The organism is Mucilaginibacter sp. KACC 22773 (assembly GCF_028736215.1).
Lineage (GTDB): Bacteria > Bacteroidota > Bacteroidia > Sphingobacteriales > Sphingobacteriaceae > Mucilaginibacter.
Map to the genome: position 1 here is coordinate 5,719,952 of NZ_CP117883.1, position 25,530 is coordinate 5,745,481.

Here is a 25,530-nt window from a genome sequence, read left to right on the forward strand (position 1 = left end):
ACAACATAATAAACAGCAGCTAAATAAAAACACAACAAGCTGTTTAATAATAAGTTACAAATAATACATGTGACTTACCGGGCGAAGCTATGAACAGACTTAACTAAAAATGTGCCGGATAACAGGTGTAATTAACAATCGCTTACAGCCTCAACTAATCAAAGAACAAGTTAAGGCCATGTGCCAGGCATTGCAGCACGGCGGTCCTGATGATGAGGGCGTGTTCTTCGACGAAAAAAACAGCCTTGCTTTTGGGCACCGCAGGCTATCAATCATTGATTTGAGCATAAACGGGCACCAGCCAATGGCCGATCCCGGGCAAAAAACGTGGATAACTTTTAACGGCGAAATCTATAATTACCTGGAAATCAGAAACGAGCTTTTAACCCTTGGTGCACAATTCACCTCGGTTACCGATACCGAAGTTATCATAGCCGCATACATGCAATGGGGCACCGAAGCCTTCTGCAAGTTTAGGGGCATGTTTGCTTTTGCATTGTTTGATAGCATTAAAAAACTCACCTACCTGGTACGTGATACCGCGGGCGTAAAGCCCTTATATTATTTTGCCCAGGCCGGCCAGTTAAGCTTCGCATCTGAAACAAGGGCTTTTATTGCTGCCGGTATAACTAATAGTAACGATGCTTCATGGCCGATACGTTTTTTGGCTTTTGGACATATACCGGAACCTTATACTACGTTAAAAAACGTATTCAGTCTTGCCAAAGGCCATTACTTATGCTGGGACCATACATCATCTACCTATTTTATAGATGCTTACAAAATAACAGGAGGATACAACAATCAGATAACAGATGCTGATGAAGCGCGGCACCTTATTAAACAAGCTTTGATAAATGGAGTAGGACGCCAGCTAATAGCCGATGCCCCGTTAGGGGTATTTTTAAGCGGCGGTACCGATTCGAGCCTGATTACGTTACTGGCCGATAAGCAAAAAAAAGAACAGCTTAAAACTATATCCATTTTTTTTAATGAAAAAAGCTATGACGAGCAGGCGTATCAGCGCCTGGTACTTGATAAACTAAGTGGCCAAAACTTCTCGCATTTAGTAAGGCAACAGGATTTTGAAACCCACCTGCCGCAAATTATCAGCGCCATGGATATGCCGACCACTGATGGCATCAACAGTTGGTTTATCAGCAAATACGCGCACGAGGATGGCTTAAAAGCAGTATTGTCTGGCATAGGCGCCGATGAATACTTTGGCGGTTACCCCTCATTTACCCGGATCGGATATCTAAAATATTTAAAAAAAATCCCTCCTTTCCTGTTCTCGGCCGTTCAGGAATTATTGCCCGATCCGTACAAAAAGCTTGCTTTTTTGGCAAATGACAACCCGATAGCCGATTATCTTTTATTGCGCGGATTATTTTCAACGGGCGATATTGCGCGGATGCTTGACATTGGCGACAGAGAGGTAAAAGAAGTACTTTTTGACAGTCAGGAAGCGCAAAAAAGATGTGTTTACGACGCAGAACAAGCTTCATGGTTTGAGGCAAACCTTTATATGAAAAATCAGTTATTAAGGGACACCGATGTAATGAGTATGAACCATGGCCTGGAAGTAAGGGTACCATTTTTAGATGAAGATTTCACAACCCTGGCCGAACGCATTTCGCCCGCAATACGTTTTAACCCGCTACAACCCAAAAAAGTACTTATTGACAGTTTTAACGACCTGTTGCCACAGGCTGTCTGGAACAGGCCCAAAATGGGCTTTAGCTTTCCTTTGCAGCGCTGGATGAGCCAGTATAAGCCAATAGGCGATAGTAATTTATATAAAGGCAAGCTGGTAAAAAAAACAATAAAAAAGTTTACGAACAATCAAATCCACTGGTCAAAAGCTTTTGCACTTTACCAGATACAACCCTATGTCTAAAAAAGTGATCCTTTTTACCTTACAGACGTTTAGCAGCACCGGTGGAATTCAAAAAATGACCCGTACATTGGGGCATTCCTTATATCAGCTTTCGCAAAACATTAACTGGCATTTTGAGTTATGGTCGGCCTATGATAAAAACAACGACCTGATGCCACAATACCTGCCATCCGGCGCGTTTAAAGGTTTCGGTGTAAACAAAATAGGCTTTGTTTTAAGGGCCATAAGCAGGTCTGTAAAACCCGATATAGTTATTTTGAGCCACATTAACCTTGCAGTTATTGGTTTATTTATAAAATTAGTTAATCCCAAATGCAAAGTATGGGTTATTGCCCACGGCATAGAAGTTTGGCGGCCACTCTCGCCGGTTAAAACATACATGTTAAAACGTTGCGACAAGGTTATATGTGTAAGCAATTTTACCCGTGGGCAAATGATAATAAGGCACAATCTTAACCCCGCTGTTTGCACCGTACTGAATAATGCAATTGACCCTTTTATGAAATTGCCTGTCAATTTTCAAAAACCGCGGCATTTGTTGGCCCGCTATAAATTAAACCCGGAACAGCCTGTAATTTTCACCCTCACCCGCCTGGCATCTACTGAGCAATACAAGGGTTACGAGCATGTTATACAAGCTGTAAGTAAAATAAAAAGCAGCTATCCCGATATCAAGTATATCCTGGCTGGGAAGTACGATGCCAAAGAAGAGGTCAGAATAAAAAAACTGATAGCACAACACAGCGTAACCGAACAAGTAATTTTGACCGGCTTTATTGAGGAAGATGAGCTATCTGATCACTTTTTACTGGCCGATGTGTTTGTGTTGCCAAGCAAAAAAGAAGGATTTGGCATTGTATTTATTGAGGCGCTGGCCTGCGGCCTGCCTGTTATTTGCGGCAATGCCGATGGTAGCATTGATGCTATAAGGGACGGTGAGTTGGGCAAAGCCATCAATGCCGATGATCCTGCCCAGCTATACAATTGCATTACCGGCTACTTAGACACCCCATTGACACCGGCAAGACGCGAAAATTTACAAAAAAAATGCTTGATGTATTTTAATGAAACAGATTATATGAAAAAATTACAACTGCTACTAAACGAATGAGTATACCTATAGAAGAAGAATGGGATATTGAATTAAGCCCGAATGGCAGCCTGCTCGATTTAAAGCTGAAAGACGTATGGCATTACCGCGATTTGCTGATGCTGCTGGTACGCCGCGATTTTGTTTCTTTTTATAAACAAACCATCCTTGGGCCTTTGTGGTTTTTTATCCAACCTGTATTTACAACCATTATATACACTTTTGTATTTGGAAACCTGGCCAACATATCTGCCGATAATTTAGACAAGCCTTTGTTTTACATGGCCGGCATTACCGCCTGGAATTATTTTGCTGATTGCCTCATCAAAACGTCGGCAGTATTTGTAACAAATGCTGGCTTATTTGGTAAAGTTTATTTCCCAAGGCTAATTGTTCCGTTAAGCATTGTTGTTTCCAATCTCATTCGTTTTGCAGTGCAGATGGCGCTTTTTGTGCTAACTATGATATTTTATTCTATAAAAGGTTCAAATGTTCATCCCAATGCCTACCTTTTGCTGTTTCCGTTTTTGCTTATATTAATGGCTATGCTGGGCTTAGCGCTTGGAATGATCATATCTGCATTAACCACAAAATACCGCGACCTTAGTTTTCTGATCACTTTCGGCATACAGCTTATGATGTATCTGACAACGGTTATATATCCTTTGTCTGCCGTAAAAGAAAAGTATCCCAAATATGCCTGGCTGGTAGAGTACAACCCGATGACGCCCATAATAGAAGCTTTCAGGTATGGTTTTTTAGGCAAGGGAACATTTAGCATGTTATCGCTGGGTATAACAACCCTAATAACTACTGTTATACTTTTAGCTGGAATAATAATTTTTAACCGCGTTGAACGCACCTTTGTTGATACTGTATAAAAAATATGTCACCGGTAATTAAAGTCGAAAACCTTTCAAAAGCTTATCAACTGGGCGAAATAGGCACCGGTACCTTATCCCGCGACCTGGAACGCTATTGGGCCAGGATCCGTGGCAAAGAAGACCCCTTTTTGAAAATAGGCGAGGTTAATGATCGCTCAAAAAAAGGCGATAGTGATGTTGTCTGGAGTTTGAAAGATATAAACTTTGATATTCAACAAGGCGATGCTATTGGTATTATAGGCCGCAATGGTGCTGGCAAAAGTACACTTCTGAAAATATTAAGCCGGGTTACTGCCCCTACAACCGGATCGGTAAAAATAAAGGGGCGTATAGCCAGCCTGCTTGAAGTTGGTACGGGCTTTCATCCCGAACTAAGCGGCCGCGAAAACATTTACCTCAATGGCGCCATCCTGGGAATGCGAAAAGCCGAAATAAAACGGAAGTTTGATGAAATAGTTGATTTTTCGGGCGTTGAACGTTATGTTGATACGCCGGTAAAACGCTACTCGTCTGGAATGTATGTGCGCCTGGCCTTTGCGGTGGCCGCCCACCTGGAATCGGAAATTTTGATAGTTGATGAAGTGTTGGCCGTTGGCGATGCGGAATTTCAGAAAAAATGCCTGGGCAAAATGGGCGATGTAAGCAAAGGTGAAGGACGAACAATACTATTTGTAAGCCACAATATGGCGGCAATACAAAAGCTTTGTAAACATGGCATGTTACTGGAAAACGGGAAGCTGATATGCATCGGAAAAACAGAAAGCGTTATTGACCAGTACTTACAGGATTCGAAGGTAAAAAAAGCCGTGTTCGAAATCCCGTTGCCCCATAACGCCGACGAAATGATTGGCTATACTTCAAAAATACAAATTGAAAATAGTTACGGCAACGTTATCCAGGAGATACCGGTTGGCCAAAATTGGCAAATACGCGTATTTTTTAAAATCAATAAAAAAGCACAACACTTTATTATTGGATTGGGCATCAATAGTTTTATCGATGTTAACATTAGCACCTCCTGGAGCACAAAAACAGATTTGGATGAAGGTTATTATGAAGCCGTTTTTAAAGAAACGCACTTAATACTTGCGCCTGGCAATTATAACTTAACAGTTGGGCTTTCTAACTTTGAACGATCAGTTCATTACCTTGAAAATGTGGCCTCATTTGTCATATCAGAAGCAACAGATACGTTCATAGATAGCTCAATTGTCAGAACGACTAATGTTGGGTTCCTGCTCAATCCCATGCAGGTAGAAATTTCTTCGCTATAATAAATTGCAAAAGGTATCCCGGTTTGACTGCGGCACCAATTTATTAAAAAACAATAATGCTTATTGTTAAACTACAGGGCGGCCTTGGTAACCAAATGTTTCAATATGCTGCCGCCAGGAGCATATGCGGCAACAAACCGGTATATTTTGATCTGAATTTTTTAAGCAGCAATACCACAAGCACAAACACACTTACTGCAAGGCATTTTGAATTAGCAATTTTTAACAATATCCGGTTCAAAACGGCAAACAGGTTTATGAAACCTTTAATAGAAAGCAGGAAAGTTTTTTACAGGTATCTTAAACGTATCCTGACGCCCCGGGCAGTGTTCATCTGTCAAACAGAAAATAATGAGTTTATCAATCTTCAGGCAATAACCTCACCTGCAATTTATTTGGATGGCTATTTTCAAAATGAAGATTATTTTAAACCGATAAGAGAACAACTTTTACACGATTTTAAATTTCCGGCAGGAAACATCGAAAAAAAGGATGCGATACTCGAAGCATTAAACCCGGTAAGCATTCACGTACGCCGCGGAGATTATTTGAGGCCCGAGGTAAACGCATTTCATGGCACGCTACCTCTATCTTACTATCAACAGGCAAAAGATAAATTAGAAATGCAGGTAAGCAGCCCTCATTATTTTGTTTTTTCGGATGACCCGGAATGGTGCAGGTTAAACTTTGATTTCCTGGGTGATAAGGTTACCATTGTTTCAGGGGCCTCGGCCAACACCTGGGAAGACATGTACCTGATGAGCCTGTGCAGCCACAACATTATTGCCAACAGCAGCTACAGCTGGTGGGGCGCATGGTTAAATAACAATCCCGATAAGGTGGTTATTGCACCTGATAACTGGTTTGTATCGGCTAAAACAGACATTGTTCCGTTAAATTGGATAAAGATTTAGTTTCTGTAATAATGCCCGCGTATAACGCGGCAAATTATATTGCCGAAAGTATTGAAAGCGTTATCAACCAATCATATCCTCACTGGGAATTGCTTGTTGTTGATGATGGATCCACAGATGACACAGCCACAATAGTAAAGCGTTTTGGAGCTACCGACCAAAGGATTAAATACCTGTATCAACAAAATGGCAGACAGGGAAAAGCCCGTAACCTGGCCATACAAAACAGTAATGGCAAATACATAGCCTTTTTAGATGCCGACGATAAATGGACAAGCGATAAACTGACCATCCAGACGAAACTGATATCAGAAGATAAAAATACCGACCTACTTTTTTCACAAGGCTATAGCCTTACAAACAGCCAGGTTGAAGATTATAATGTAGAAGTAAAAACGGCTTGGAACAGCGATAATTTCGCCGATTTTGTTCAACAAAACCGTATCCCTATTCTTGCTGTATTGGTAAAAAAAGAAGCTTTGCTACAGGTGGGCGGATTTACAGAGGATGCTGATATCCAAAACGCAGAAGATTACCACCTTTGGTTAAAATTACTTATTGCGGATAAAGTGTTTAAATCAATTCCCGACAGGCTTTTTTATTACCGGGTACATAGCAACCAATCAACCTTTCAAAATACAGGTATCGCTGCGCCTATATTTCACGCTTATAGCAATTTGCTTAAAGAACACGCCCCCGATAAATTCAGACAGGTACTTATAGATAAAGTGAAATGGTACATCTTTAATCAAGACTTCCATTCCCAATGTCTCAATCTTATCATATCCCATCTTAATTACAAAGGGAAGAAGATGGTGACCTTTGTTATTAAAAAACTTTTTGCAAAGCCCGAACCTGTATCGCAAAGGGCAGTATTTAAACTCGTTTCTGTTTTTGGGTGATGTGTATATTCAAACCGGTTATATCCTTATTCGTTAAATCGTGTTTAAATTATCAGTCATAATTTGCGTGTTTAATGAAGAAATGTGCTTAATTGAGGCATTAAGATCCCTATACCACAACGATATTTATAAACAAACTGAGGTAATTATTATTGACGACTGCTCAACAAATCCCGTTACATTAAGGCTTTTACATTTGCTGGCAAAACTTACCAAATACAACGTGATTTATAGCCAACAGAACCTTGGCCTATCCAATTCACGTAACATCGGTTTTGCAAACGCCACCACCCCGTATATATTACCACTTGATGCCGACGATATTTTCCCCGAACATGCCATTGATGATATTTATACGGCCTTTACTCAAAATCCTGGGTTTGACTTTATAGTTGGCAATTATTACCTTAATGACGTACAAACCGGCCAAACCGGGGTTGTAGATTGCAGCGGCATAACAACGGCAGGCACAGTCGACATTAAAAAACTGGGGATAGATTGGAAACTATTGGGTACAAGCCCATGCAAAAAAGCCGCCTGGGAAAAAGTTGGCGGCTATAACCTCAAATACTCCTACTCGGTACAGGATGTTGATTTTTGGATCAGGGTGATAACAAGTGGCAGCCAGGGTTTTTACTTAAGCAAGCCCATTTACGCCTGGAATAAGTCGGCAACGGGCATGAATATGAGCTTTAACCGGCTTGATATGGTTAAGCTTATGGAAGATCACCGGGAGTTTTATTTGTTAAATAATACCGCTGCCTACCTGGACAACAGGATATTTGAGGCCTACTATCCATATAAACAAAAAAATGTTTTACTGCCACTGGGCAAAAAATCCTTCTGGGGGCTAAGGCCCGTTAATAAGCTTCGGCTGATCCGTTTTTACGCCGCAACCATATTTAATGGCGCTTAAACCTGTTAACGATCCCAAAATTTCTATCATAATCCCAACGTACAACGCGGCGGGAACTTTGGCTAAATGCCTGGACAGCATTGTTAACCAAGACTACGCCAATATGGAGGTATGGTTGATGGATGGACTATCTACTGATGATACGTTAAACATTATCAAACAATATCAATTTGCCTTCCCTTATATAAACTTTGTATCCGAAAAAGACAATGGCATTTATGACGCTATGAATAAGGGAATAAACAAATGTAATGGCGATTGGCTATATTTTTTAGGGAGCGACGATACATTATACAATGATAAGGTAATTACGTCGGTGGCAAATGTTTCTAAAACAACCTCCGCCGGTGTTATTTATGGCAACGTAAAAATGCGGGGCCAAAACCAGTGGAACCTGGATAATGTAATTTTCAACGGCGAATACAATCTTGAAAAATTACTCGACCTTACCATAAATCACCAGGCCATGTTTTACAATAAGACGGTGTTTGAAAAGTGCGGTTTTTACAATTTAAAATATAAAACCAATGCCGATTATGATTTTAATTTACGATGCTATACCGCAACGGCATTTCAATATGTAAACATTGTTATAGCAAACTTTTTTGTTGGTGGCCAAAGCACCAATTTTCCTGACAATGAATTTCATAAAGACCGCGGTGCACTGTTTTTGAAATACTTTGGTAAAAAGATTTTTGGCAAGGAATTTATCAACTCGCGGCTTTATTTACAAAGAGCGGCCTTATCGGCCAACTCGCCGCTAAACATTTGGAAACGGGCCATATGTTTAATTGCTTATACCAAATTAAAACTTCAATCCGCCCTCACCTAACGTGTTAAGTACACCTATTTTGTTCCTGATATTTAACCGCCCGGACACCACGGAGAAGGTTTTTGCTGAAATCCGAAAACAACAGCCAAAGTACTTGTTTATTGCTGCCGACGGGCCGCGGGAACATAAACCTACCGACATTGAACTGGGCAATCAGTGCAAGCAAATAGTATCACAAATTGATTGGGACTGCGAGGTAAAAACACTATATCAATCTAAAAACCTGGGCTGTGGGTTCGCGCCGGCTACAGCCATCACCTGGTTTTTTTCGCAGGTGGATGAAGGCATCATACTGGAAGATGACTGTATCCCTAATCAGAGTTTTTTTGAGTTTTGCGAAAATCTGTTAAAAAAATATCATAATGATGCCAGCGTAATGATGATTTGCGGTACCAGCTATCAGCCCAAACCATTAAATGCCGATACATACTATTTTTCACGATATCCGCATGCCTGGGGTTGGGCAACCTGGAAGCGGGCCTGGGCCAATTACAACTTTAAGCTGGATGATGAAACCGAAGCTGTAAGGACCAATGTGATACAAAACACATTTGCCAACAGCAGGGAACGCCGGCTTTGGGAAGGCAGTTTAAAAATGATTATCAACGGGCTTGATGCCTGGGATTATCAATGGATGTATTGGATTTGGAAAAATAACGGTCTATGCGCCGTACCATGGAAAAATATGGTTTCAAATATAGGCTTTGGCCCACACGCCACACATACTTTTGATAGCAACTCGCACCAGAGCCAGATGGAACAACATACAATTATGGCTATTCACCATCCTCAAAAAATCAGCATTAATAAACAAGCCGATAATTATGAGCGATACAATATATTGATAGGCTCAAACGCAGGGTATTACACCAATAAATTAAAATCTGTTATCAGCAGGTTTAGCAAACTTTGGGTACAAAAAAATGGCAAATAAGCTTACCGCGGTAGTTATCCCAATATACAAACAACAGCTTTCTGATAATGAGGTTATTTCGCTAAAACAATGTTTATCTGTCTTAAAAAAACATCCTATCATATTTGTAGGCCCAAACAAGCTAAATCCGGATGCCTATAAAAGCATTTGCGCCGATGCCGGGTTTAACTTGTTAACTTTTGATGATTGTTATTTTGAAAGCATAGCCGGGTATAATCAATTAATGTTATCGCCCAGCTTTTATAAATCATTTTTTGACTATAAGTTTATCCTTATTTATCAGCTGGATGCCTATGTTTTTAAAGATGAATTGACCTACTGGTGCAATAAAAATTACGATTTCATTGGCGCACCGCATATGCCACATGAAAACCGGGACGGGCGGATGCAACTTTTGAAAGGTTATACAAAGTTTATAAATCTTATTAACCACCTTTTTAAAACAAACCATAAAATAAGCAATGTTGGCAACGGCGGCTTTTCTTTACGGAAAACCAAAGCCTGCTACTGGTTACTTAAAATATTAAAGGGAAAAGTTAAAGTCTGGGGAACCCATAATGAAGATGGCTTCTTTAAATATTGGGGAAACGTTTTTTACCCGTTTTTTAAATTACCGGCCGACGGAGTGGCTTTAAGGTTTTCGATAGAGGAATCTCCCCTCCTATCATTAAAAAAACTAAATGGCGAACTGCCCTTTGGCTGCCATGCTTTTGAAAAACATGAATGGGAAACCTGGAAGCCGCTGATCATAAAACATCATCAAACACTAAATTGAACCTCCCGCTTCCTGATCTTGCCGTATACCGGTCGTTATTCCAAAAAAGAGGCGTGATTTACCCTTTACCCGTGGTGGAGTCGGCAAAAGATGGTTTGTTAAAATTGCTGCCGGCCCCGCCTGCAGGTAAAACCGGCTGGCCGTGGACAGAAGAAAGCAGCCCCGCTGCTTACGACGATAACACAACATGGCCTAAGCTAACTATTATTACGCCCTCTTATAACCAGGGCCGGTTTTTAGAGCAAACCATTCGCTCGGTATTGTTACAAAACTACCCTAACCTGGAGTATCTTGTAATTGATGGCGGCAGCACAGATAATTCTAAAGATATCATCGAAAAATATTCGCCCTGGCTCAGTTACAGTCAAAGTGAAAAAGATAAGGGCCAAAGCCATGCCATTAATTTAGGCTTTAGCTTGGCATCCGGCGACTACATGGCCTGGATAAACAGTGATGATTATTATTTGAAGGATGTTTTTAGGTTAGTAGCCCGTGGCTTTATAGCGGGCAAGGTTGATTTTATATATGGCTATGCTTATAATTTTCACGTTAACACAGCGCGATTTGAACTTTTAAAAGTTAATCCGTTATTAGATTATTTTATCCGTATCCCTACGCTGCCGCAGCCCTCGTGCTTCTGGGCTGCCCGCATCCATCAGCCAATTAATGAGGCCTTGCAATGCTCGTTAGATTACGAGCTTTGGCTTCGCATTATTAAAGGCAATACACGGCGGTTAATTAAACAGCCATTATCGGTTGCCAATGTGCATGAAGATGCTAAAACATCGAGCCCCTACCTGGATGCGGCACGAGAAAAAGACCACCAGCTTATTTGCAGCCAGGATGGCCATGGCCCGGTTTATGACTGGGATAAGAAAATGTTACTTTATCGGGCATACAACAGGATCATTAACATTTTAGACAAAATTAGCTTTAAATAAACCCAGTGAAAGTTGTTTTTTGTGCTTACGACGGAAAAGATGTCATTAACGGGATAAATACCTGGCTAATAAGATTACTGCCGGCTTTACTAAAAAATGATATTGAAATAAGCGTGATTTTTATAGCCTGGGCGGCCGAGGGAGATTGTACTACAATTCCCCAGCTGAGGGCAAAAGGTATAAAATGTACAATAATACCCACCGCACATTATACCGGGAAGCAGGTTAACTGGATACTGAAATATTTAAAGGCCGAAAACGCTGATGTATTTGTACCGGGAAACATGGTACCAGCCCTGCACGCCGCCAAATGGGCAAAAGAGGCCGGCTTACCAACTATTGCAGTACTTCACAATGACGATGCTGAATACGCCGCGATAATTGACCAGTTTGTTGCCGAAGGTAACGACACCAATGTCAGTGTAGTTGTAACGGTATCAGAAACATTATACAAAAACGTAAAACAACGCAACCAGCACATCAAGCTATATAAAATACCATGTGGCGCCCCTGTACCTAAACAGAAGGCCTTATTAAAGCCGGGGGAAACATTTAATGTAGTGTACATTGGCAGGATAGTTAAGGACCAAAAAAGGATAGATGATATAACAACTTCTTTTTGCAGATGTGCGCAAAAGTTACCCGATGTTGCCTTTTATATTTATGGATCTGGCCCCGATGCCTTTTTGGTGAATAATATTATTAACGCGCACAACAACCCCGCAAATGTTTTTTTTAAGGGAAGCATCTTACCCGATGATGTTCAGCAGGTGCTGCTTTGCAGTCACGTGTTTGTGCTGATGTCAGATTATGAAGGCATTCCTGTTGCTTTAATGGAAGCGATGGGCTGCGGTGTAGTACCGGTTTGCAAATCCATCAATTCGGGCGTCCCCGAATTGGTACACGATGGCATTACCGGCTTACTTACCAATGGTCCGGAAGGCTTGTTATCGAAAATTGAATACCTAAAGCACAATGCCGGCAAATGGGAAGAGTTCTCTTTAAACTGTCAAAAATTGATAAACGACCAATTCTCTTCGGATAAAAACCTGGCCAGTTGGATTGAGTTGTTTAACGATTTAGCGGGTAGGCAAAAAAAAACAATCGCAATTCCATCCAGGCTCAACCTGCCACCGGCTCACCCCTACTTTGCAGGACTCGACAGAAGAGAGCCGCCAATGCTGGTTAAAGCTTACAAAAAATTAAAACGGATTTTGCACAATTAAACAGTGTATAGCTTATTAGTTCCATGTTATAATTCAGAAAAATTCATTGACGGCTTTTTAGCCAATATCGGTAATTTAAACAAAGCATTCGACGAGGTGTTGTTTTATGACGATGCAAGCACTGATAATACGGTTTCGGTACTGCAGGCAAGGGGCTGCACAGTAATAAAAGGAGAAACCAACCGGGGGCCCGGTTTTGCACGGAATACACTTGCATCGGCGGCAAAAGGCGATTGGTTTCATTTTCATGATATTGATGATTTTTTAGATCCCGATTACCTGGTAAAGACTGTGGCCGTTGCGCAAACCGGCAATTACGATGTTGTACTCTGTAATGTTGACTGGTACAGCACCGATCAAAAAAATATTTTGCTTAACTGGAAATACTCGAACGAGCAAATAAATCAGTCCCCTGTTTCATATACCATCGGCCATCCTATCGGCGGCATTAATGGTTTGTACCGAAAAGAAAAATTTTCAGCGGCAGGCGGCTTTGATACCAGCTTACGTATTTGGGAAGATGCCGATCTTCATGTCAGGCTGGCTGGCGCAGGCGCAAGGTTTTATGTTATTGAGGAGGTACTTTCTATTTCTATCCGATATTCAAACTCTGCAAGCGCAGATCAAACATCTGGCTGGCTAACCAGGCTGACGCTTTTAAAAACATACCAGAAACATTATACTGATAAAAACGTGCTGCGCACGATAGGAAAACAAGCTCAACTGACGGCCAGTAAACTTATTCTTTCGCGCCGATACCCCGCTGCCAAATCTGCCTTAAGGCTAAGTGAGCTATGCGGATTAAAGGTTCCGGATAGCAAAAGCCCGGTTTGGGGTATAATAAACGCTATATTGCCAGCATGGTTAAGGATCAACCTGCGGATGATCCAACTCAAAATTGCATTTAAAAACAGTGCCGATGACTAAACAACAACAATCGGGTTATGACCATAAATTGGAAGGGTTGAGAGGATTATGCGCGTTGGTTGTCGCTATATCCCACTTCCTGACCTTCGATTTTTTTCATTCATTCCAAATTCCGCATTATGATTTTTTTGTGCACCTTGAGTTTGCGCATGAAGCGGTGCTCATATTTTTCGTGCTTTCGGGTTACGTAATCGGATTAAATCATATCCACACGCCCTTTAATAAAATAAATGTTATTGCTTATCTAAAAAAAAGGGCCGTCCGTTTATACCCTATATATATTTTAGCAATCATCATCTCGTTCCTGGTTTATAAAGGCGGAGCTTTTTCGGTACGGCAACTGTTAGGGCATCTTTTTTTTATGCAGGAGTTTTTTGTAAACACCATTTCGTCAAATAGTCCTTTATGGTCTCTTAGCTATGAGGTGACGTTTTATATACTTTTTTTAGGCTTATGGAAGGCTGGCAGATACAACATGCATTGGTGCTTAGCCATTAGTGTTTTATCAGTTGCATTTGTATTGAGAAATCAGGATGCTACAATTTTAAAATCACTGTTGGTGGGCGCAATCTTTTGGATGCTTGGCCTTTACATAGCCCAAACTAAAACTGTAATTATAGCCGCAACCAAAAAAAGGTGGCATTCATTGATCAGCTATTTCGCTCTCCTGCTGGCAATCCATTGTTTTGATACCCGCGATCTTATCCCCCACTTTGTACATTTAAAACTTGACTTTGCTTTTAAAGTTTCTTTTGGGGATTTGGTTTATTTGCCTGTCTGCTTCATTATAATTATGGAACTAACCAACAGGTCAGTAAAATATATGAATTGGATAAAGCTTTTAGCCTACTCCATTCCGGTATTCCACTTATTGTTATTACTTTACTTCAAACACCCTTTATTTTCGCAGATTAATTGGATTTATGGCATATTTTATTTTGCCCTTGCAATTATCACACTGCCCATCAATTTCAAAATTGACTTTTTAGGGCGGTTAAGTAAATTAGGGCGCATCTCATATGCCCTGTATGTTTTCCATTTCCCGGTGCTTTATTTTTTAAATAGCTGCCTTACAAAATATCTTTCGGGCGTTACTTTATTAATAGTTGGCCTATCGGCATCGGTGTTAATCACCGGTGCCCTGTCAACAATTGCCGAACTCGTTATTCAACCCAGGATAAAAAAACAGCTCATTGGTAAAGGTTAACTTTGATGATACAATTAAAAAAAGCCAGCTTATAAAATGATCTCGAAACTTTTAAAAAAAATATGGATCAGATGTTTCACCGGCAACCCATATCAAATTAAAAGTTTTACAGACCTGTACCGCCCCAAAACCGGCGAAGCCATTGACCGTCCCGAATCGCTTACCGGAATTTTACTGCATGAGGAGGGGCAATCGGTGGCTTACAATTTACCGCTTATCACTTACAACCAAACAGTACCACAGCAAACTGTTGGCGGGCAACCAAGGTTTAAAACCAATGGTGTGTTTAAAGAGCCCCACAGGTACTTATATAGTGTATCAGAGGGTACAGTTTGGTGCGCTATCGGATTGGTATACGATAGCCAGCGGAGATGCTTTATTGATGAATCTGCCAAGGAATGGACGGTTGATTTAAGCGATTCTGCTTTAACCAATGTTGTCCATTTCCCGCAAAAAACGTACCTGGATGGCACCACACTCTCCTGCCTGACAAATGGTGCCGACGGTGGTTTTTATCATTTTTTATTTGAATCGATAGTTAAAATCCATTTTGCCATGCCACTAATGAGGCATGTTGACCATATATTGTTTAACGGACCGGCAACCGACTGGAAATTAAAGTGGCTTCAAAGGGCAAACGTCGATACCTCAAAAATAATCTGGGCCACTAACAGTGCGCATTACCAATGTGAGCAGCTGTTATTTACCGGCAGATTGGTTAACGATCAGCAGATAAACCCATGGAGCATTGACGCCTTAAAGGCCCTGTTCAATATCACTCCAACAGAACAACCCGCTCCATGCAAAATAATTTGGATCAGCCGCAAAGGGGCCGCTTCACGGGATATTGTTTGGGAACGCCCATTGCTGGAGCATTTCCCATCAATTGAAACTATCGACCTTTCGGGACTGAGCGCTATCGAAACTATCGAAAAGATGCAGTCGGCCACACACATTATTGCGCCCCATGGCGCAGGTTTAAGTAACATTTATCTATGTAACAAGGGTACACATATTTTGGAGTTATTCCCCGATGGGATGCTTTTTAAACCTTGTTTTTACAGGCTATCGTCAGTATGCCAGCTGAAACATCATGTAGCCTGGCTCAATTTTGAAGATGAACACGATAGTAAGCAGGGCCTTGTCTTTTTGAAAACATTATTGAATGATTTTGTATGTCAAAACTAATAAGTAACCTGTACGCCACGTTTTTTAGGTTATTAGGCATAACTATTCATCAACCTGTTATCATAAAACCAAATACCTTTTTGTCACGGGGTTTTTTGAACGGCAAAAAGGGGGAAATTACAATCGCGCCTCAATGTGAACTATCGCGGGGCGTAATTATCAAGGCTTATGGAGGCACCGTCAACATACAAAAAAACACTTTTTTAGGCGAATACGTGTGTATCTACGGCCATGGCGGGGTCGACATAGGCGAAAATACCTTGATTGCTATGCATACCTGTATTGTAAGTGCTAACCATACCATTCCCGATAAGGGTACGCTAATCCGCTCGCAGGGTGATATTTTGCTGCCGGTTAAAATTGGCAGCGACGTTTGGATAGGCGCCGGGGTTAAAGTTTTAGGCGGCGTTACCATTGGCGATGGCTGCGTTGTTGGCGCCGGTTCGGTGGTTACCAAAAACCTGCCGCCCTATGCTATAGCAATGGGTGTGCCCGCAAAAGTAGTTAGCTACAGAAATGGCTGATATGCTAAGTGTTATCATCCCCACTTACAACCCTGATGCAAACAGGCTTGCTAAAACGTTAACCGGTTTACAAAAGCAAAGCCTTCCATTGCAGGCATGGGAATTAATAATAGTTGATAATAACTCCAACCAACCCATTAATGCAGACCTTGGATGGCAACCTAATCATAAAATTGTTAGGGAAACAGCGCAAGGGCTAACCTACGCCAGGCTAAAAGGCTTTAAAGAAGCCCAAGGGCAAGTTTTGATATTAGTTGATGATGACAACATACTCGAAGATAACTACCTTGAAAACGTATTAAAAGCATTCCAGGATCAACCTAAGCTTGGTGCTATTGGTGGCAAATCGCTCGCTGTATTTGAAGGCACCCCACCGGCATGGCTACCGGAGTTCTATTCAAGCTTAGCTTTGCGCGACCTTGGCGACGAGATTTTAACTGCATCATGGGATCATAAATACCCCGTTTGCGCACCCATTGGTGCAGGGATAGCTATCCGGAAAGTGGCACTGAACACGTATATCAAAAAAATTGAAACACAAAAAAATGTTATTACCGATAGAAAGGGCGATTCCCTAAGTTCGGGTGGTGACAATGATATTGTTTTAGAAATACTGAAAGCGGGTTGGCATGTGGCCTATTTACCAGGCCTGGTATTACACCATATTATCCCGGCCCAAAGACTGGAAACCGGCTACATGGCGCGGTTAATCAATAACAGCAGCAACTCATGGGTAAGGTTGCTGCAAAGCCACGGGATAAACCCCTGGCCGCAAATTGCCGGTTGGACAGTATTTCCACGCAAGATAAAAGCATGGTTTACTTATAAAGCCTGGAAAAATAAGGTAAACTACATCAGGTGGCAGGGTGCCTGCGGCACTTTTGATGGCCTGGCCAAACAATGAAAATTTCTTTTATCTACTTAAATCGGCATTTTATAAGTGTTGCAGTCAGTAATTAATGTTTTATATCGTTACCCTAAGGCCCGGTTAAAACACTTTAACCGTTTTGGTGGATATTTTAATTACCGCAAAATGCTGCACGGCCAAAAACTGATGCAGCAGGCGTCTGCTCATTTGCCTCCTGTTCAATCGGCGGCAGATGGCCTGGAGGTTTACTTTTTAACCGGGAAAAAGTACCTGTACCAAACACTGTTCTGCATACAGTCATTAATAAAGGTCAGCCAAACTCCTTTTAAATTTATATTGGTTGATGATGGCAGCTTTGACGAACAATTAATTAAACAAATAAACACCCAATTGCCCGGGGCAGATATAGTGGACCGGCAAATGATAAATCAAAACCTGAGCAAAGCGTTACCCAAACACCAATACCCGGTTTTACACCATAAACGCCAGGTTTATCCGCATATTAAGAAACTGACAGATGTACATACCATCCCCGGTGAGGATTGGAAATTGGTTTTAGATTCGGATATGATGTTTTGGAACGATCCGTTGGCCCTGGTTAGTTGGCTGAGGGAACCCCAAAAACCTATATATATGCAGGATTGCCAGGAATCATATGGTTACAGCAGGCAATTGATGGAGCAGCTTTGTAAAAACAAGATTCCTACGCTGTTAAATGTAGGCGCTATTGGCCTCAAAAGCAGTGCTGTAAATTGGGCCCATTTAGAAAGCTGGACAACAGGACTGGAGGAAAAGGAAGGCAGCTCGTATTACCTTGAACAGGCTTTAACGGCCATGTTATTAGCCAACGTAGAAGCAGTGGTTTTACCGGCAGACGAATATATTGTGAACCCGGATGTAAACAGGATTGAGCATCATATTGGGACACTTCATCATTATGTAGATTTATCAAAAGAAGGATACTTTAAGAAAGCATGGAAAGCGATATAAATAAACATATCCAATCCTTATGGATAGGCGGCCAGTTATCAAAGGTTGAACAATTATGTATCCAATCGTTTATTGATCATGGGCACAATTTTCATTTATATGCCTATGAAGAAATAACCAACGCACCTAAAGATACCATTATCCATAACGCAAGAAGTATTATTGGCGAAGAGGCTATTTTCAAATACAAAACCGGCTGGGGCGCTGGCTCAGTATCAGGCTTTGCCGATTTGTTCCGTTTGCTGATGGTTCAAAAAAATGGGGGATGGTGGGTTGACATGGATATCATTTGCCTCAAAAAATTCGATTTTGAAGCCGATACCGTTTTTTGTTCGAGCTATGAAGGTGAATATGACCAACTGGTAAACAACTGCGTTTTTAAAGCACCAAAGGATAGCGATTTTGTACAATACTGCCTTGACCAAATTGCCCTGATTGATCTCAAAACCATGTCTTTCGGTTTAGCTGGTCCGTTTTTATTTCAAAAAGCAGTAAAAGAACTGGAGTTAGAAAAACTTGTCCTCCCGTATCGTTACTTTAACCCTATCGCCTGGAAAAATGTAAGTGAACTGATTTTAGGAAAAATGAGCACAAGCAGTAAAGTGAAAGAGGTGTTACGGCCTCTGTTAAAGCCCGATACCGTGCCCGGCAGAAAAATAGGCCCGGAATCGTACACTGTACATTTTTGGAACGAAATATGGAATACCGGCAAACTTGATAAAAATGGCCAATACGATAAGGGTTCATTGTTCGAGAAGCTAAAGCGTAAACACGGTATCAAATAAAATGGCTGTTTCCGCTCCTTTAGTTTCTGTGTGCATCCCGGTTTATAATGGTGAAAACTATATCATTAATACGATTAATGCGGTAGTTAATCAAACCTACAAAAACATCGAGATAATAATAGTTGATGATGGCTCTACAGATAGTACCAAAAGTTTATTAAAAAGCCTGCAGCATCAAAATATCAGCATTTATTATCAGCAAAACCGTGGTGCTGCCGCTGCCCGTAATTTGGCTTACAGCAAATCAAACGGGCAGTATATCAAATTTTTAGATGGCGACGATATCATCAACCCCCAAATGATTGAAAGCCAGGTTAAGCTGGCCGTTGAAAACCCGGATTGTATAATTTCGGCAAAATGGGGCAGGTTCTATGATAACAGCCTGGATACTTTTAAGCTGAGCCCCGAAGATTGCTGGCAAACACTGCCTGCATATGATTGGATCTGCTCATCATGGAAAAACGGCCACTCCATGACACAATCGGGCATTTTTTTATTGCCCAGGCAAATCATTGAAAACGCCGGCCTGTGGGACGACCAGCTTACCTTAATTGACGACCTTGATTTTTTTACCCGGGTTATATTAAAGTGCAAATTGGTAGTGTTCGACCCCAATTCTGTATTATACTACCGGTCGGGCAATAGCGGCAGTTTATCTGACCGTAAACAGCAGGAAGCCATGCAATCGGCATTTACGGCTATTGATAAAGCCACCAAAAATCTGCTGGCAGTAAAAAAAAGTACCGAAGCTAAGCTGGCCTGCGCCAATACCTGGCAGCATTACATATATATCGCTTACCCTAAGCATTCTCAACTGGCCAAAGAAGCGCAAAAACGGGTAAACGAGCTTGGAGGTTCTACATTAAAATTTATGGCAGGCGGTATAACCAAAATAATTACAGCTTTGATAGGCTGGAAAGCTACCAAACGTTTTAAACAGGCATTTAACATCAATTAATTGAAAATCCTCCTTTCATTTTTACAGGATAACGGCGGCCAGCCACATGCCATACCTGCATATCGTTTTTGGACATATTATATCAAAAACGGCATAGAAGAAGCCGGAATGCAATGGGCCGAAATACCAGGCCTTGACTGGGCTGCCGGGCTTGTACCCTATGAAAACGATCCTGCCCTGCAACGATGGCAACAGCAGGCATGGGAAAAAACTATAAACTACATTAAAGCGAACCGCAGGCAAATAGATATTTGTTTGTGCTATTTATATCCCAAACAAATAGATACCGGGGCTATAAAACAAATTAAAGCAATGGGAGTACCGTGCGTTAATTTTTATTGCGATAATGTACGCTCGTTTACTAAACTGCCGCTCCAGTTTAAGGTATTCGACCTGGTGTGGGTGCCTGAATTTGAAGCCCTGCACCTTTATCAAACCGCCCGGGTTCCGCACGTTAATTTGCCCATGCCCATGTGGGTTGATCCTAAATACCGCCATTTTAATGAGCAGGAAACTGACATCATCTCTTTCATCGGATCAAGAGATGATTTACGCGCGCAGCTTTTGGCAGATGCGATTACCAGGGGCCTCCCAATACAAATAAGGGGAAATGGCTGGAATGATACAAACGAGCCTGCAGCACAGCAACTGTCGCCAAAACCTTCATCCAAAATTAAAAATCAATTCAACCTGCTGCGTAATGCAGGGATCAAGGTGTTTGTAGCGTATCATTTTCAACGCAATAAAAAAGTAATGCCTGCGAACATACCTGTTGAAAACATATTTGAAAAACCTGGTTTCGACGAATACATCCGCCTTAGCCGTGAAAGCATGGTAACACTTGGCATCAACCGGGTGCCAACATTCAATACGTTTGGCAAAGATATCATAACCTATAGCCGGCTTCGTGACCTGGAAGCGCCTATGCTGGGTGCCTGTTATCTGACGGAATATACTGCCGGCTTATCCCAGTTATATGAGTTGGGCACCGATATGGAAACCTATACCAATGCCGATGAACTGGTTTACAAATGCCGGGAACTTATTGCTTCAAAAAACAAGCGCAAAGAACTGAGAATGAAAGGGCAGCAACGCGCGCTTAACTCCCATTCCATTCCGCAATCATTACAACTCATAAAAACCCGGCTGTTTAGCTAAACAATTAAAGCATTTGCCAAAAAAAATTTGCATCATCACACAATCGCATCTTTGCCGAAACCCCAGGGTTTTAAAAGAGGCGATCACTTTGGCTACAGCAGGTTATGATGTTCATATTTTAACAGGCATTATCTCAGATGACCTCTACCGGCAAGACCTGTTAGCTATAGGCTCCTTTGCTAACATTAAGTTACAGTTAATCTCAAATCTTTCTGCATCAACCCTTAATTCATTTACTGATAAGCTCCTGGGTAAAATTGGCCGCCTGCTTGTGCGTAACTTTAAAACAGAAAACAGCCTGGCACTTGGTTATGGCGCTATGCGCTATTATAATAAAGCTAAGGCTGCAAAAGCAAATTTATACATCTGCCACCAGGAGCTGGCTACGTACATAGGTACCAGGTTGTTAAATGAAGGTTACAAAGTGGCGTTTGATTTTGAAGACTGGTACTCGGAGGACTTGCTGCCCGAAGCACGCGCCGAAAGGCCCATCAGCTTACTCCAGCGGATAGAGGCTATAGCTTTAAATAAAGGCTCCTATTGCATTACAACCTCAAATGCCCTGGCTAACCAATTATCGAAGGTGTATTTATGCCCGCAACCAAAAGTCATTTATAATGTTTTTCCGTCACCTGGATTTATTCACAATAAAATAAAAGGATTTAGCACGCCACTCAAATTATTCTGGTTTTCACAAACCATTGGCCCAGGCCGGGGGCTTGAACAATTTATGAATGTATTGAGCACGTTGAAAACAGGCATTGAACTACACTTGCTGGGCAATATAACTACAGACTATCGCGAAATACTCACCACACTAATGCCCGCCCAGCACGGACTATATTTTCATCCCCTTGTTGGTGAAAATCAGTTGGCCGCAAAAATAGCCGGTTTTGATATTGGCCTGGCATTGGAACTGGATACCCCCCCAAGCCGTAATTATACCATTACCAATAAATTTTTCCAGTATATCCAATCGGGACTGCCTGTTATCGCCAGCGAAACAGAAGGCCAGGATGAAGCCTTTGATAAATTTAAACCGGGTTTCAAATTAGCGCAACAGCCATCGGCACAGCAAATAAACGAGTTGGATAGGTGGCTTAGCAATGCCGTCGAACTACAATTAGCCCAACAACAAGCCATTGAGGCAGCTGCGTTTTACAATTGGGAAAACGAGTCGAAAAAATTGCTTCAATTAGTAAACAACGCCCTTGGAGAATAAGGTAAGCCTACAAATAAACCTGGCGCCCGGCGATTATCCGCATGCCAGGTATATCCTTAAACATCAGTTAGCTATTTTAAGTACGCAGGTAGATGAGATTATATTAACGGTTGATACCCGGCCAAGCAAAGGCCGCTTTGCCGAGGGATGGGAGAAAAACAAAGAGTTGCTAAACCAATTCCTGTCAACAGAAATTGAAACCAAGTATAACGTTAAAGTTATCCCGGCTGATTATTCTGTAGCAACCAAACAAAAAGTTGCAGGCTACTTCTTCGGTAAAAAGGATATGCCCGAAAAAGACTTCAGGGGGGGGCCTTTTTATGCTTATTTTTTCGGAATTTATTCGGCTGCCAATAACCTCGTTTTCCATTTAGATTCCGATATATTTTTAGGTGGCGGAAATAGCGGATGGGTTGCCGAAGCCGCACATTTTTTTGAAACAGATCCCGCCTGCTTTGTTATGGCACCTTTGCCTGGCCCGCCCAATAGTATGGATACTTTAACCGGGCAACAGGTGATTAATAAAATTGCCCCTTACACCTGGCAACTTGCAGGCATGAGCACCAGGGTTTTCATGATTAATAAAAGCCGGTTTAAAACCGATAAGTTAATACTAGCCAAACCGCCCGTACGAGGGCAGATAAAAGCCATAATTGAAGGTAACTCCAATGCCGATTTGCCCGAACACCTGATATCTGCCTATATCGCCGGCCATCATTTAAAACGGATTGATTTTTTAGGCAGCGGCAAAGGATTATGGTCGTTACATCCCCCCTATCGTACCAAGGCTTTTTATGATGGGCTGCCGCAACTGATTAAAATCATAGCGACAAATAACCTGCCCGAAAAGCAGCAGGGTTTTTACGATATTATTGATGAGGTTTGCGATTGGTCGGCAGCACGCGAAAAAATCAGCAACAATCGATGGTGGAAAAGGCTGATAAAATAATCCTGTGAAGAAACTGCTCATCATATCGCCCTACTTCCCACCCGTAAACGGGGCCGATATGCAGCGCATCCGCATGAGCCTACCCTATTTTGCGGCCAATGGGTGGGATGCCGAAGTAATAATGGTGGATGAACAATATGCCGACCTGCCTGCCGATTACCTGCTATTACAAAGTATTCCCGAGCAGATCAGGATCTATAAAGTTAAAGCGTTAAAAAAAAGCATTACATCCAAACTGGGTTTGGGCAGTATTGCTTTACGCTCACTGTGGTTTTACAGGCAAAAAATAAAGGAGCTTTTAAAAACACAATCCTACGATCTGATATATTTTTCGACCACCCAATTCCCGGTTTGCATTTTAGGTGCCTATTTTAAAAAACGATATGGTATCGCTTACGTAATTGACATGCAGGATCCCTGGTTTTCTGATTATTACGAGGATAAGCCCAAAGCGCAAAGACCACCCAAATACTGGTTCTCTTATCGGCTGAACAAATACCTGGAACCCATTGCTATGAACAGTGTAGATGGCATCATCAGTGTATCTGATAATTACATCAGCGATCTTAAAAACCGTTATCCTTTAATTAAACACATCCCATCAGCAACTATAACCTTCGGGGCATTTAAGCCGGATATGCAGATAGCCGAACAGAACAAGAATGCCTTCCCCAATCTGCTCGACTCAAATTACACCAACGTAGTGTACATAGGCCGTGGCGGTGCCGACATGCACCCGGCGATTACTCCACTGTTTAAAGCCCTTAAAGCAGTGTTGGATAATGGCAACGAGACTTTAAAATCATTGCGATTTTATTTTATAGGTACAAGTTACGCCCCCAACGGGCAAGGCAAGCCAAGCATTTCACCGCTTGCCCGGCAACTGGGCGTTGCTGAAAGCGTAATTGAAATTACCGACAGGATAAGCTACTATCATACATTAATAACCCTGCAACAGGCCGATGCATTATTTATTCCGGGCTCGGATGATCCTAAATACACGGCTTCAAAAATTTATCCGTATTTACTTACCCCCAAGCCACTATTAGCTATATTTAACAAGGCAAGCTCGGTAATAAACATTATGAAGGAATATGGCGTTAAACAGGTATATGATTATGAAACTGTTACCGAGGCCAACATCAGCGCTTTTTTTTCTTCCCTTACCAACGGCAGCCCGGAACCACCCCAATATCATGCCGGGGCCGTAGATAAATATTCGGCAAGGCAAATGACCATAAATCAATGCAAACTTTTTGACAGCGCTACCGGTGGGAAAAATTAAAAGAACATTCGGTTTTATATTAAACCATCCTTTAGGTAAAAGGAATCCGCTTAAAGCCTTTATCCGTTTTTTAACCTGGCAGCTTCAAAGCAGTATGCAGCCGGCTAAGTTTATAGTGAAACCCTATATTGCCGGTATCAATTTTTATGCGCGCAAGGGCCTTACAGGTATTACAGGCAATATTTATACAGGTTTGCATGAGTTTGATGACATGGCGCTTCTGTTGCATTTTTTACAGCCCGGCGATGTTTTTTTTGACATAGGTGCCAACGTTGGGTCGTACACCCTATTGGCTTCAGGAGTATGTAACGCCAAAACTTTTGCCATCGAGGCATCGGCAAATACTGCGGCCATAACTGCAAAAAACATTAGCCTGAATAAACTGGAGAGTAAGGTTACTTTAATAAACGCGGCCGCAGGCGCCGAGGAAGGCATATTAACTTTTTCAAAAAACGAAGACACCACCAACCACATTATCAGTGCCGGTGAAAGCCAGGCAACGGATGTAGAAACGGTAAATGTGATCAGCGTTGATTCTATCAGCCTTACTGATAAACCTGCCCTAATAAAAATTGATGTGGAGGGCTTTGAAACCGAAGTGTTAAAAGGAATGACCAACACCCTAAAGCTGCCTATACTTAAGGCCATTATTATTGAATTGAATGGCAGTGGTTTACGCTATGGTTTTAATGAAGATGATATTCACAAAGCACTTTTGTCGGTAGGTTTTAAGCCATACCAATATGATCCTTTTAAACGGGAACTAAATTTGATGGATTCATTTGGCAGTTATAATACCATTTACTGCCGCGATGTGGAGTTTATAAAAACACGTATAAAAGTGTCGAAAGGATTTAAAATCATGGGCGAGGCTATTTAAA

25 protein-coding genes are annotated in these 25,530 nt (G+C 41.7%); all 25 read left to right on the forward strand.

Features of this window, described 5'->3' with window-relative positions; genetic code table 11:
- Nucleotides 1–109: 109 nt before the first annotated feature.
- Complete coding sequence (gene asnB, locus PQ469_RS23650; protein WP_274209864.1) at nt 110–1,900, forward strand: asparagine synthase (glutamine-hydrolyzing); 1,791 nt, start codon at nt 110–112, stop codon at nt 1,898–1,900.
- Nucleotides 1,893–3,011 (forward strand): glycosyltransferase family 4 protein, encoded by a 1,119-nt coding sequence (locus PQ469_RS23655; RefSeq protein ID WP_274209865.1) that lies wholly within the window; start codon nt 1,893–1,895, stop codon nt 3,009–3,011. The genes asnB and PQ469_RS23655 overlap by 8 nt, the downstream gene beginning before the upstream one ends.
- The gene (locus PQ469_RS23660) at nt 3,008–3,871 is read left to right on the forward strand and encodes an ABC transporter permease (RefSeq protein ID WP_274209866.1); all 864 of its coding nucleotides are present in this window, start codon (nt 3,008–3,010) and stop codon (nt 3,869–3,871) included. The genes PQ469_RS23655 and PQ469_RS23660 overlap by 4 nt, the downstream gene beginning before the upstream one ends.
- A 5-nt stretch (nt 3,872–3,876) precedes the next feature.
- Nucleotides 3,877–5,148, forward strand: coding sequence for an ABC transporter ATP-binding protein (locus PQ469_RS23665; RefSeq protein ID WP_274209867.1), 1,272 nt, complete (start codon nt 3,877–3,879; stop codon nt 5,146–5,148).
- 56 nt (nt 5,149–5,204) lie between these two features.
- Entirely contained in the window at nt 5,205–6,062 is an 858-nt protein-coding gene (locus PQ469_RS23670; RefSeq protein ID WP_274209868.1) for an alpha-1,2-fucosyltransferase, read from the forward strand.
- An 11-nt stretch (nt 6,063–6,073) separates the two neighbouring features.
- On the forward strand, nt 6,074–6,964 hold the full coding sequence (locus PQ469_RS23675) for a glycosyltransferase family 2 protein (protein WP_274209869.1): 891 nt from the start codon (nt 6,074–6,076) through the stop codon (nt 6,962–6,964).
- Nucleotides 6,965–7,046: 82 nt separating this feature from the next.
- Nucleotides 7,047–7,880: a glycosyltransferase family A protein gene (locus PQ469_RS23680; RefSeq protein ID WP_274213845.1), complete on the forward strand. Its 834-nt coding sequence runs from the start codon at nt 7,047–7,049 to the stop codon at nt 7,878–7,880.
- The gene (locus PQ469_RS23685) at nt 7,870–8,712 is read left to right on the forward strand and encodes a glycosyltransferase family 2 protein (protein ID WP_274209870.1); all 843 of its coding nucleotides are present in this window, start codon (nt 7,870–7,872) and stop codon (nt 8,710–8,712) included. Before PQ469_RS23680 ends, PQ469_RS23685 begins: the two co-directional genes overlap by 11 nt.
- A gap of 1 nt (nt 8,713) precedes the next feature.
- Nucleotides 8,714–9,646 carry a nucleotide-diphospho-sugar transferase gene (locus PQ469_RS23690; RefSeq protein WP_274209871.1) on the forward strand — a complete coding sequence of 311 codons (933 nt, stop codon included), beginning with the start codon at nt 8,714–8,716 and terminating at the stop codon, nt 9,644–9,646.
- Nucleotides 9,636–10,421 (forward strand): DUF5672 family protein, encoded by a 786-nt coding sequence (locus PQ469_RS23695; RefSeq protein WP_274209872.1) that lies wholly within the window; start codon nt 9,636–9,638, stop codon nt 10,419–10,421. The genes PQ469_RS23690 and PQ469_RS23695 overlap by 11 nt, the downstream gene beginning before the upstream one ends.
- The gene (locus tag PQ469_RS23700) at nt 10,370–11,362 is read left to right on the forward strand and encodes a glycosyltransferase family 2 protein (RefSeq protein ID WP_274209873.1); all 993 of its coding nucleotides are present in this window, start codon (nt 10,370–10,372) and stop codon (nt 11,360–11,362) included. Before PQ469_RS23695 ends, PQ469_RS23700 begins: the two co-directional genes overlap by 52 nt.
- Nucleotides 11,363–11,367: 5 nt before the next feature.
- The gene (locus PQ469_RS23705; RefSeq protein ID WP_274209874.1) at nt 11,368–12,588 is read left to right on the forward strand and encodes a glycosyltransferase family 4 protein; all 1,221 of its coding nucleotides are present in this window, start codon (nt 11,368–11,370) and stop codon (nt 12,586–12,588) included.
- A 3-nt stretch (nt 12,589–12,591) separates the two neighbouring features.
- The gene (locus PQ469_RS23710) at nt 12,592–13,515 is read left to right on the forward strand and encodes a glycosyltransferase family 2 protein (RefSeq protein WP_274209875.1); all 924 of its coding nucleotides are present in this window, start codon (nt 12,592–12,594) and stop codon (nt 13,513–13,515) included.
- Nucleotides 13,508–14,722, forward strand: coding sequence for an acyltransferase family protein (locus PQ469_RS23715; protein WP_274209876.1), 1,215 nt, complete (start codon nt 13,508–13,510; stop codon nt 14,720–14,722). Before PQ469_RS23710 ends, PQ469_RS23715 begins: the two co-directional genes overlap by 8 nt.
- A 36-nt stretch (nt 14,723–14,758) precedes the next feature.
- Nucleotides 14,759–15,910 carry a glycosyltransferase family 61 protein gene (locus PQ469_RS23720; RefSeq protein ID WP_274209877.1) on the forward strand — a complete coding sequence of 384 codons (1,152 nt, stop codon included), beginning with the start codon at nt 14,759–14,761 and terminating at the stop codon, nt 15,908–15,910.
- Entirely contained in the window at nt 15,898–16,434 is a 537-nt protein-coding gene (locus PQ469_RS23725; RefSeq protein WP_274209878.1) for an acyltransferase, read from the forward strand. Before PQ469_RS23720 ends, PQ469_RS23725 begins: the two co-directional genes overlap by 13 nt.
- Complete coding sequence (locus tag PQ469_RS23730) at nt 16,427–17,338, forward strand: glycosyltransferase (RefSeq protein WP_274209879.1); 912 nt, start codon at nt 16,427–16,429, stop codon at nt 17,336–17,338. Before PQ469_RS23725 ends, PQ469_RS23730 begins: the two co-directional genes overlap by 8 nt.
- Nucleotides 17,339–17,374: 36 nt before the next feature.
- Entirely contained in the window at nt 17,375–18,292 is a 918-nt protein-coding gene (locus PQ469_RS23735) for a glycosyltransferase family A protein (RefSeq protein WP_274209880.1), read from the forward strand.
- On the forward strand, nt 18,277–19,077 hold the full coding sequence (locus PQ469_RS23740) for a glycosyltransferase (RefSeq protein ID WP_274209881.1): 801 nt from the start codon (nt 18,277–18,279) through the stop codon (nt 19,075–19,077). Before PQ469_RS23735 ends, PQ469_RS23740 begins: the two co-directional genes overlap by 16 nt.
- Nucleotide 19,078: 1 nt before the next feature.
- The gene (locus PQ469_RS23745) at nt 19,079–20,035 is read left to right on the forward strand and encodes a glycosyltransferase family 2 protein (protein ID WP_274209882.1); all 957 of its coding nucleotides are present in this window, start codon (nt 19,079–19,081) and stop codon (nt 20,033–20,035) included.
- On the forward strand, nt 20,036–21,193 hold the full coding sequence (locus PQ469_RS23750; protein WP_274209883.1) for a glycosyltransferase family protein: 1,158 nt from the start codon (nt 20,036–20,038) through the stop codon (nt 21,191–21,193). It abuts the gene before it with no gap.
- Between the two features lie 13 nt (nt 21,194–21,206).
- Nucleotides 21,207–22,415 (forward strand): glycosyltransferase family protein, encoded by a 1,209-nt coding sequence (locus PQ469_RS23755; protein WP_274209884.1) that lies wholly within the window; start codon nt 21,207–21,209, stop codon nt 22,413–22,415.
- Nucleotides 22,405–23,364, forward strand: coding sequence for a hypothetical protein (locus PQ469_RS23760; protein ID WP_274209885.1), 960 nt, complete (start codon nt 22,405–22,407; stop codon nt 23,362–23,364). Before PQ469_RS23755 ends, PQ469_RS23760 begins: the two co-directional genes overlap by 11 nt.
- Nucleotides 23,365–23,368: 4 nt before the next feature.
- Complete coding sequence (locus PQ469_RS23765; protein WP_274209886.1) at nt 23,369–24,649, forward strand: glycosyltransferase family protein; 1,281 nt, start codon at nt 23,369–23,371, stop codon at nt 24,647–24,649.
- Nucleotides 24,636–25,529, forward strand: coding sequence for an FkbM family methyltransferase (locus PQ469_RS23770; protein ID WP_274209887.1), 894 nt, complete (start codon nt 24,636–24,638; stop codon nt 25,527–25,529). The genes PQ469_RS23765 and PQ469_RS23770 overlap by 14 nt, the downstream gene beginning before the upstream one ends.
- Nucleotide 25,530: the final 1 nt, after the last annotated feature.

Excerpts from the sequence above, each read along its gene's own strand:
- PQ469_RS23695 (WP_274209872.1), top strand. The coding sequence starts at position 9,636 with ATGGCAAATAAGCTTACCGCGGTAGTTATCCCAATATACAAACAACAG.
- PQ469_RS23680 (WP_274213845.1), top strand. The coding sequence starts at position 7,047 with ATGTGCTTAATTGAGGCATTAAGATCCCTATACCACAACGATATTTAT.
- PQ469_RS23655 (WP_274209865.1), top strand. The coding sequence starts at position 1,893 with ATGTCTAAAAAAGTGATCCTTTTTACCTTACAGACGTTTAGCAGCACC.
- PQ469_RS23715 (WP_274209876.1), top strand. The coding sequence starts at position 13,508 with ATGACTAAACAACAACAATCGGGTTATGACCATAAATTGGAAGGGTTG.
- PQ469_RS23700 (WP_274209873.1), top strand. The coding sequence starts at position 10,370 with ATGGGAAACCTGGAAGCCGCTGATCATAAAACATCATCAAACACTAAA.
- PQ469_RS23670 (WP_274209868.1), top strand. The coding sequence starts at position 5,205 with ATGCTTATTGTTAAACTACAGGGCGGCCTTGGTAACCAAATGTTTCAA.
- asnB (WP_274209864.1), top strand. The coding sequence starts at position 110 with ATGTGCCGGATAACAGGTGTAATTAACAATCGCTTACAGCCTCAACTA.
- PQ469_RS23685 (WP_274209870.1), top strand. The coding sequence starts at position 7,870 with ATGGCGCTTAAACCTGTTAACGATCCCAAAATTTCTATCATAATCCCA.
- PQ469_RS23730 (WP_274209879.1), top strand. The coding sequence starts at position 16,427 with ATGGCTGATATGCTAAGTGTTATCATCCCCACTTACAACCCTGATGCA.
- PQ469_RS23725 (WP_274209878.1), top strand. The coding sequence starts at position 15,898 with ATGTCAAAACTAATAAGTAACCTGTACGCCACGTTTTTTAGGTTATTA.
- PQ469_RS23740 (WP_274209881.1), top strand. The coding sequence starts at position 18,277 with ATGGAAAGCGATATAAATAAACATATCCAATCCTTATGGATAGGCGGC.
- PQ469_RS23675 (WP_274209869.1), top strand. The coding sequence starts at position 6,074 with ATGCCCGCGTATAACGCGGCAAATTATATTGCCGAAAGTATTGAAAGC.
- PQ469_RS23720 (WP_274209877.1), top strand. The coding sequence starts at position 14,759 with ATGATCTCGAAACTTTTAAAAAAAATATGGATCAGATGTTTCACCGGC.
- PQ469_RS23660 (WP_274209866.1), top strand. The coding sequence starts at position 3,008 with ATGAGTATACCTATAGAAGAAGAATGGGATATTGAATTAAGCCCGAAT.
- PQ469_RS23665 (WP_274209867.1), top strand. The coding sequence starts at position 3,877 with ATGTCACCGGTAATTAAAGTCGAAAACCTTTCAAAAGCTTATCAACTG.
- PQ469_RS23745 (WP_274209882.1), top strand. The coding sequence starts at position 19,079 with ATGGCTGTTTCCGCTCCTTTAGTTTCTGTGTGCATCCCGGTTTATAAT.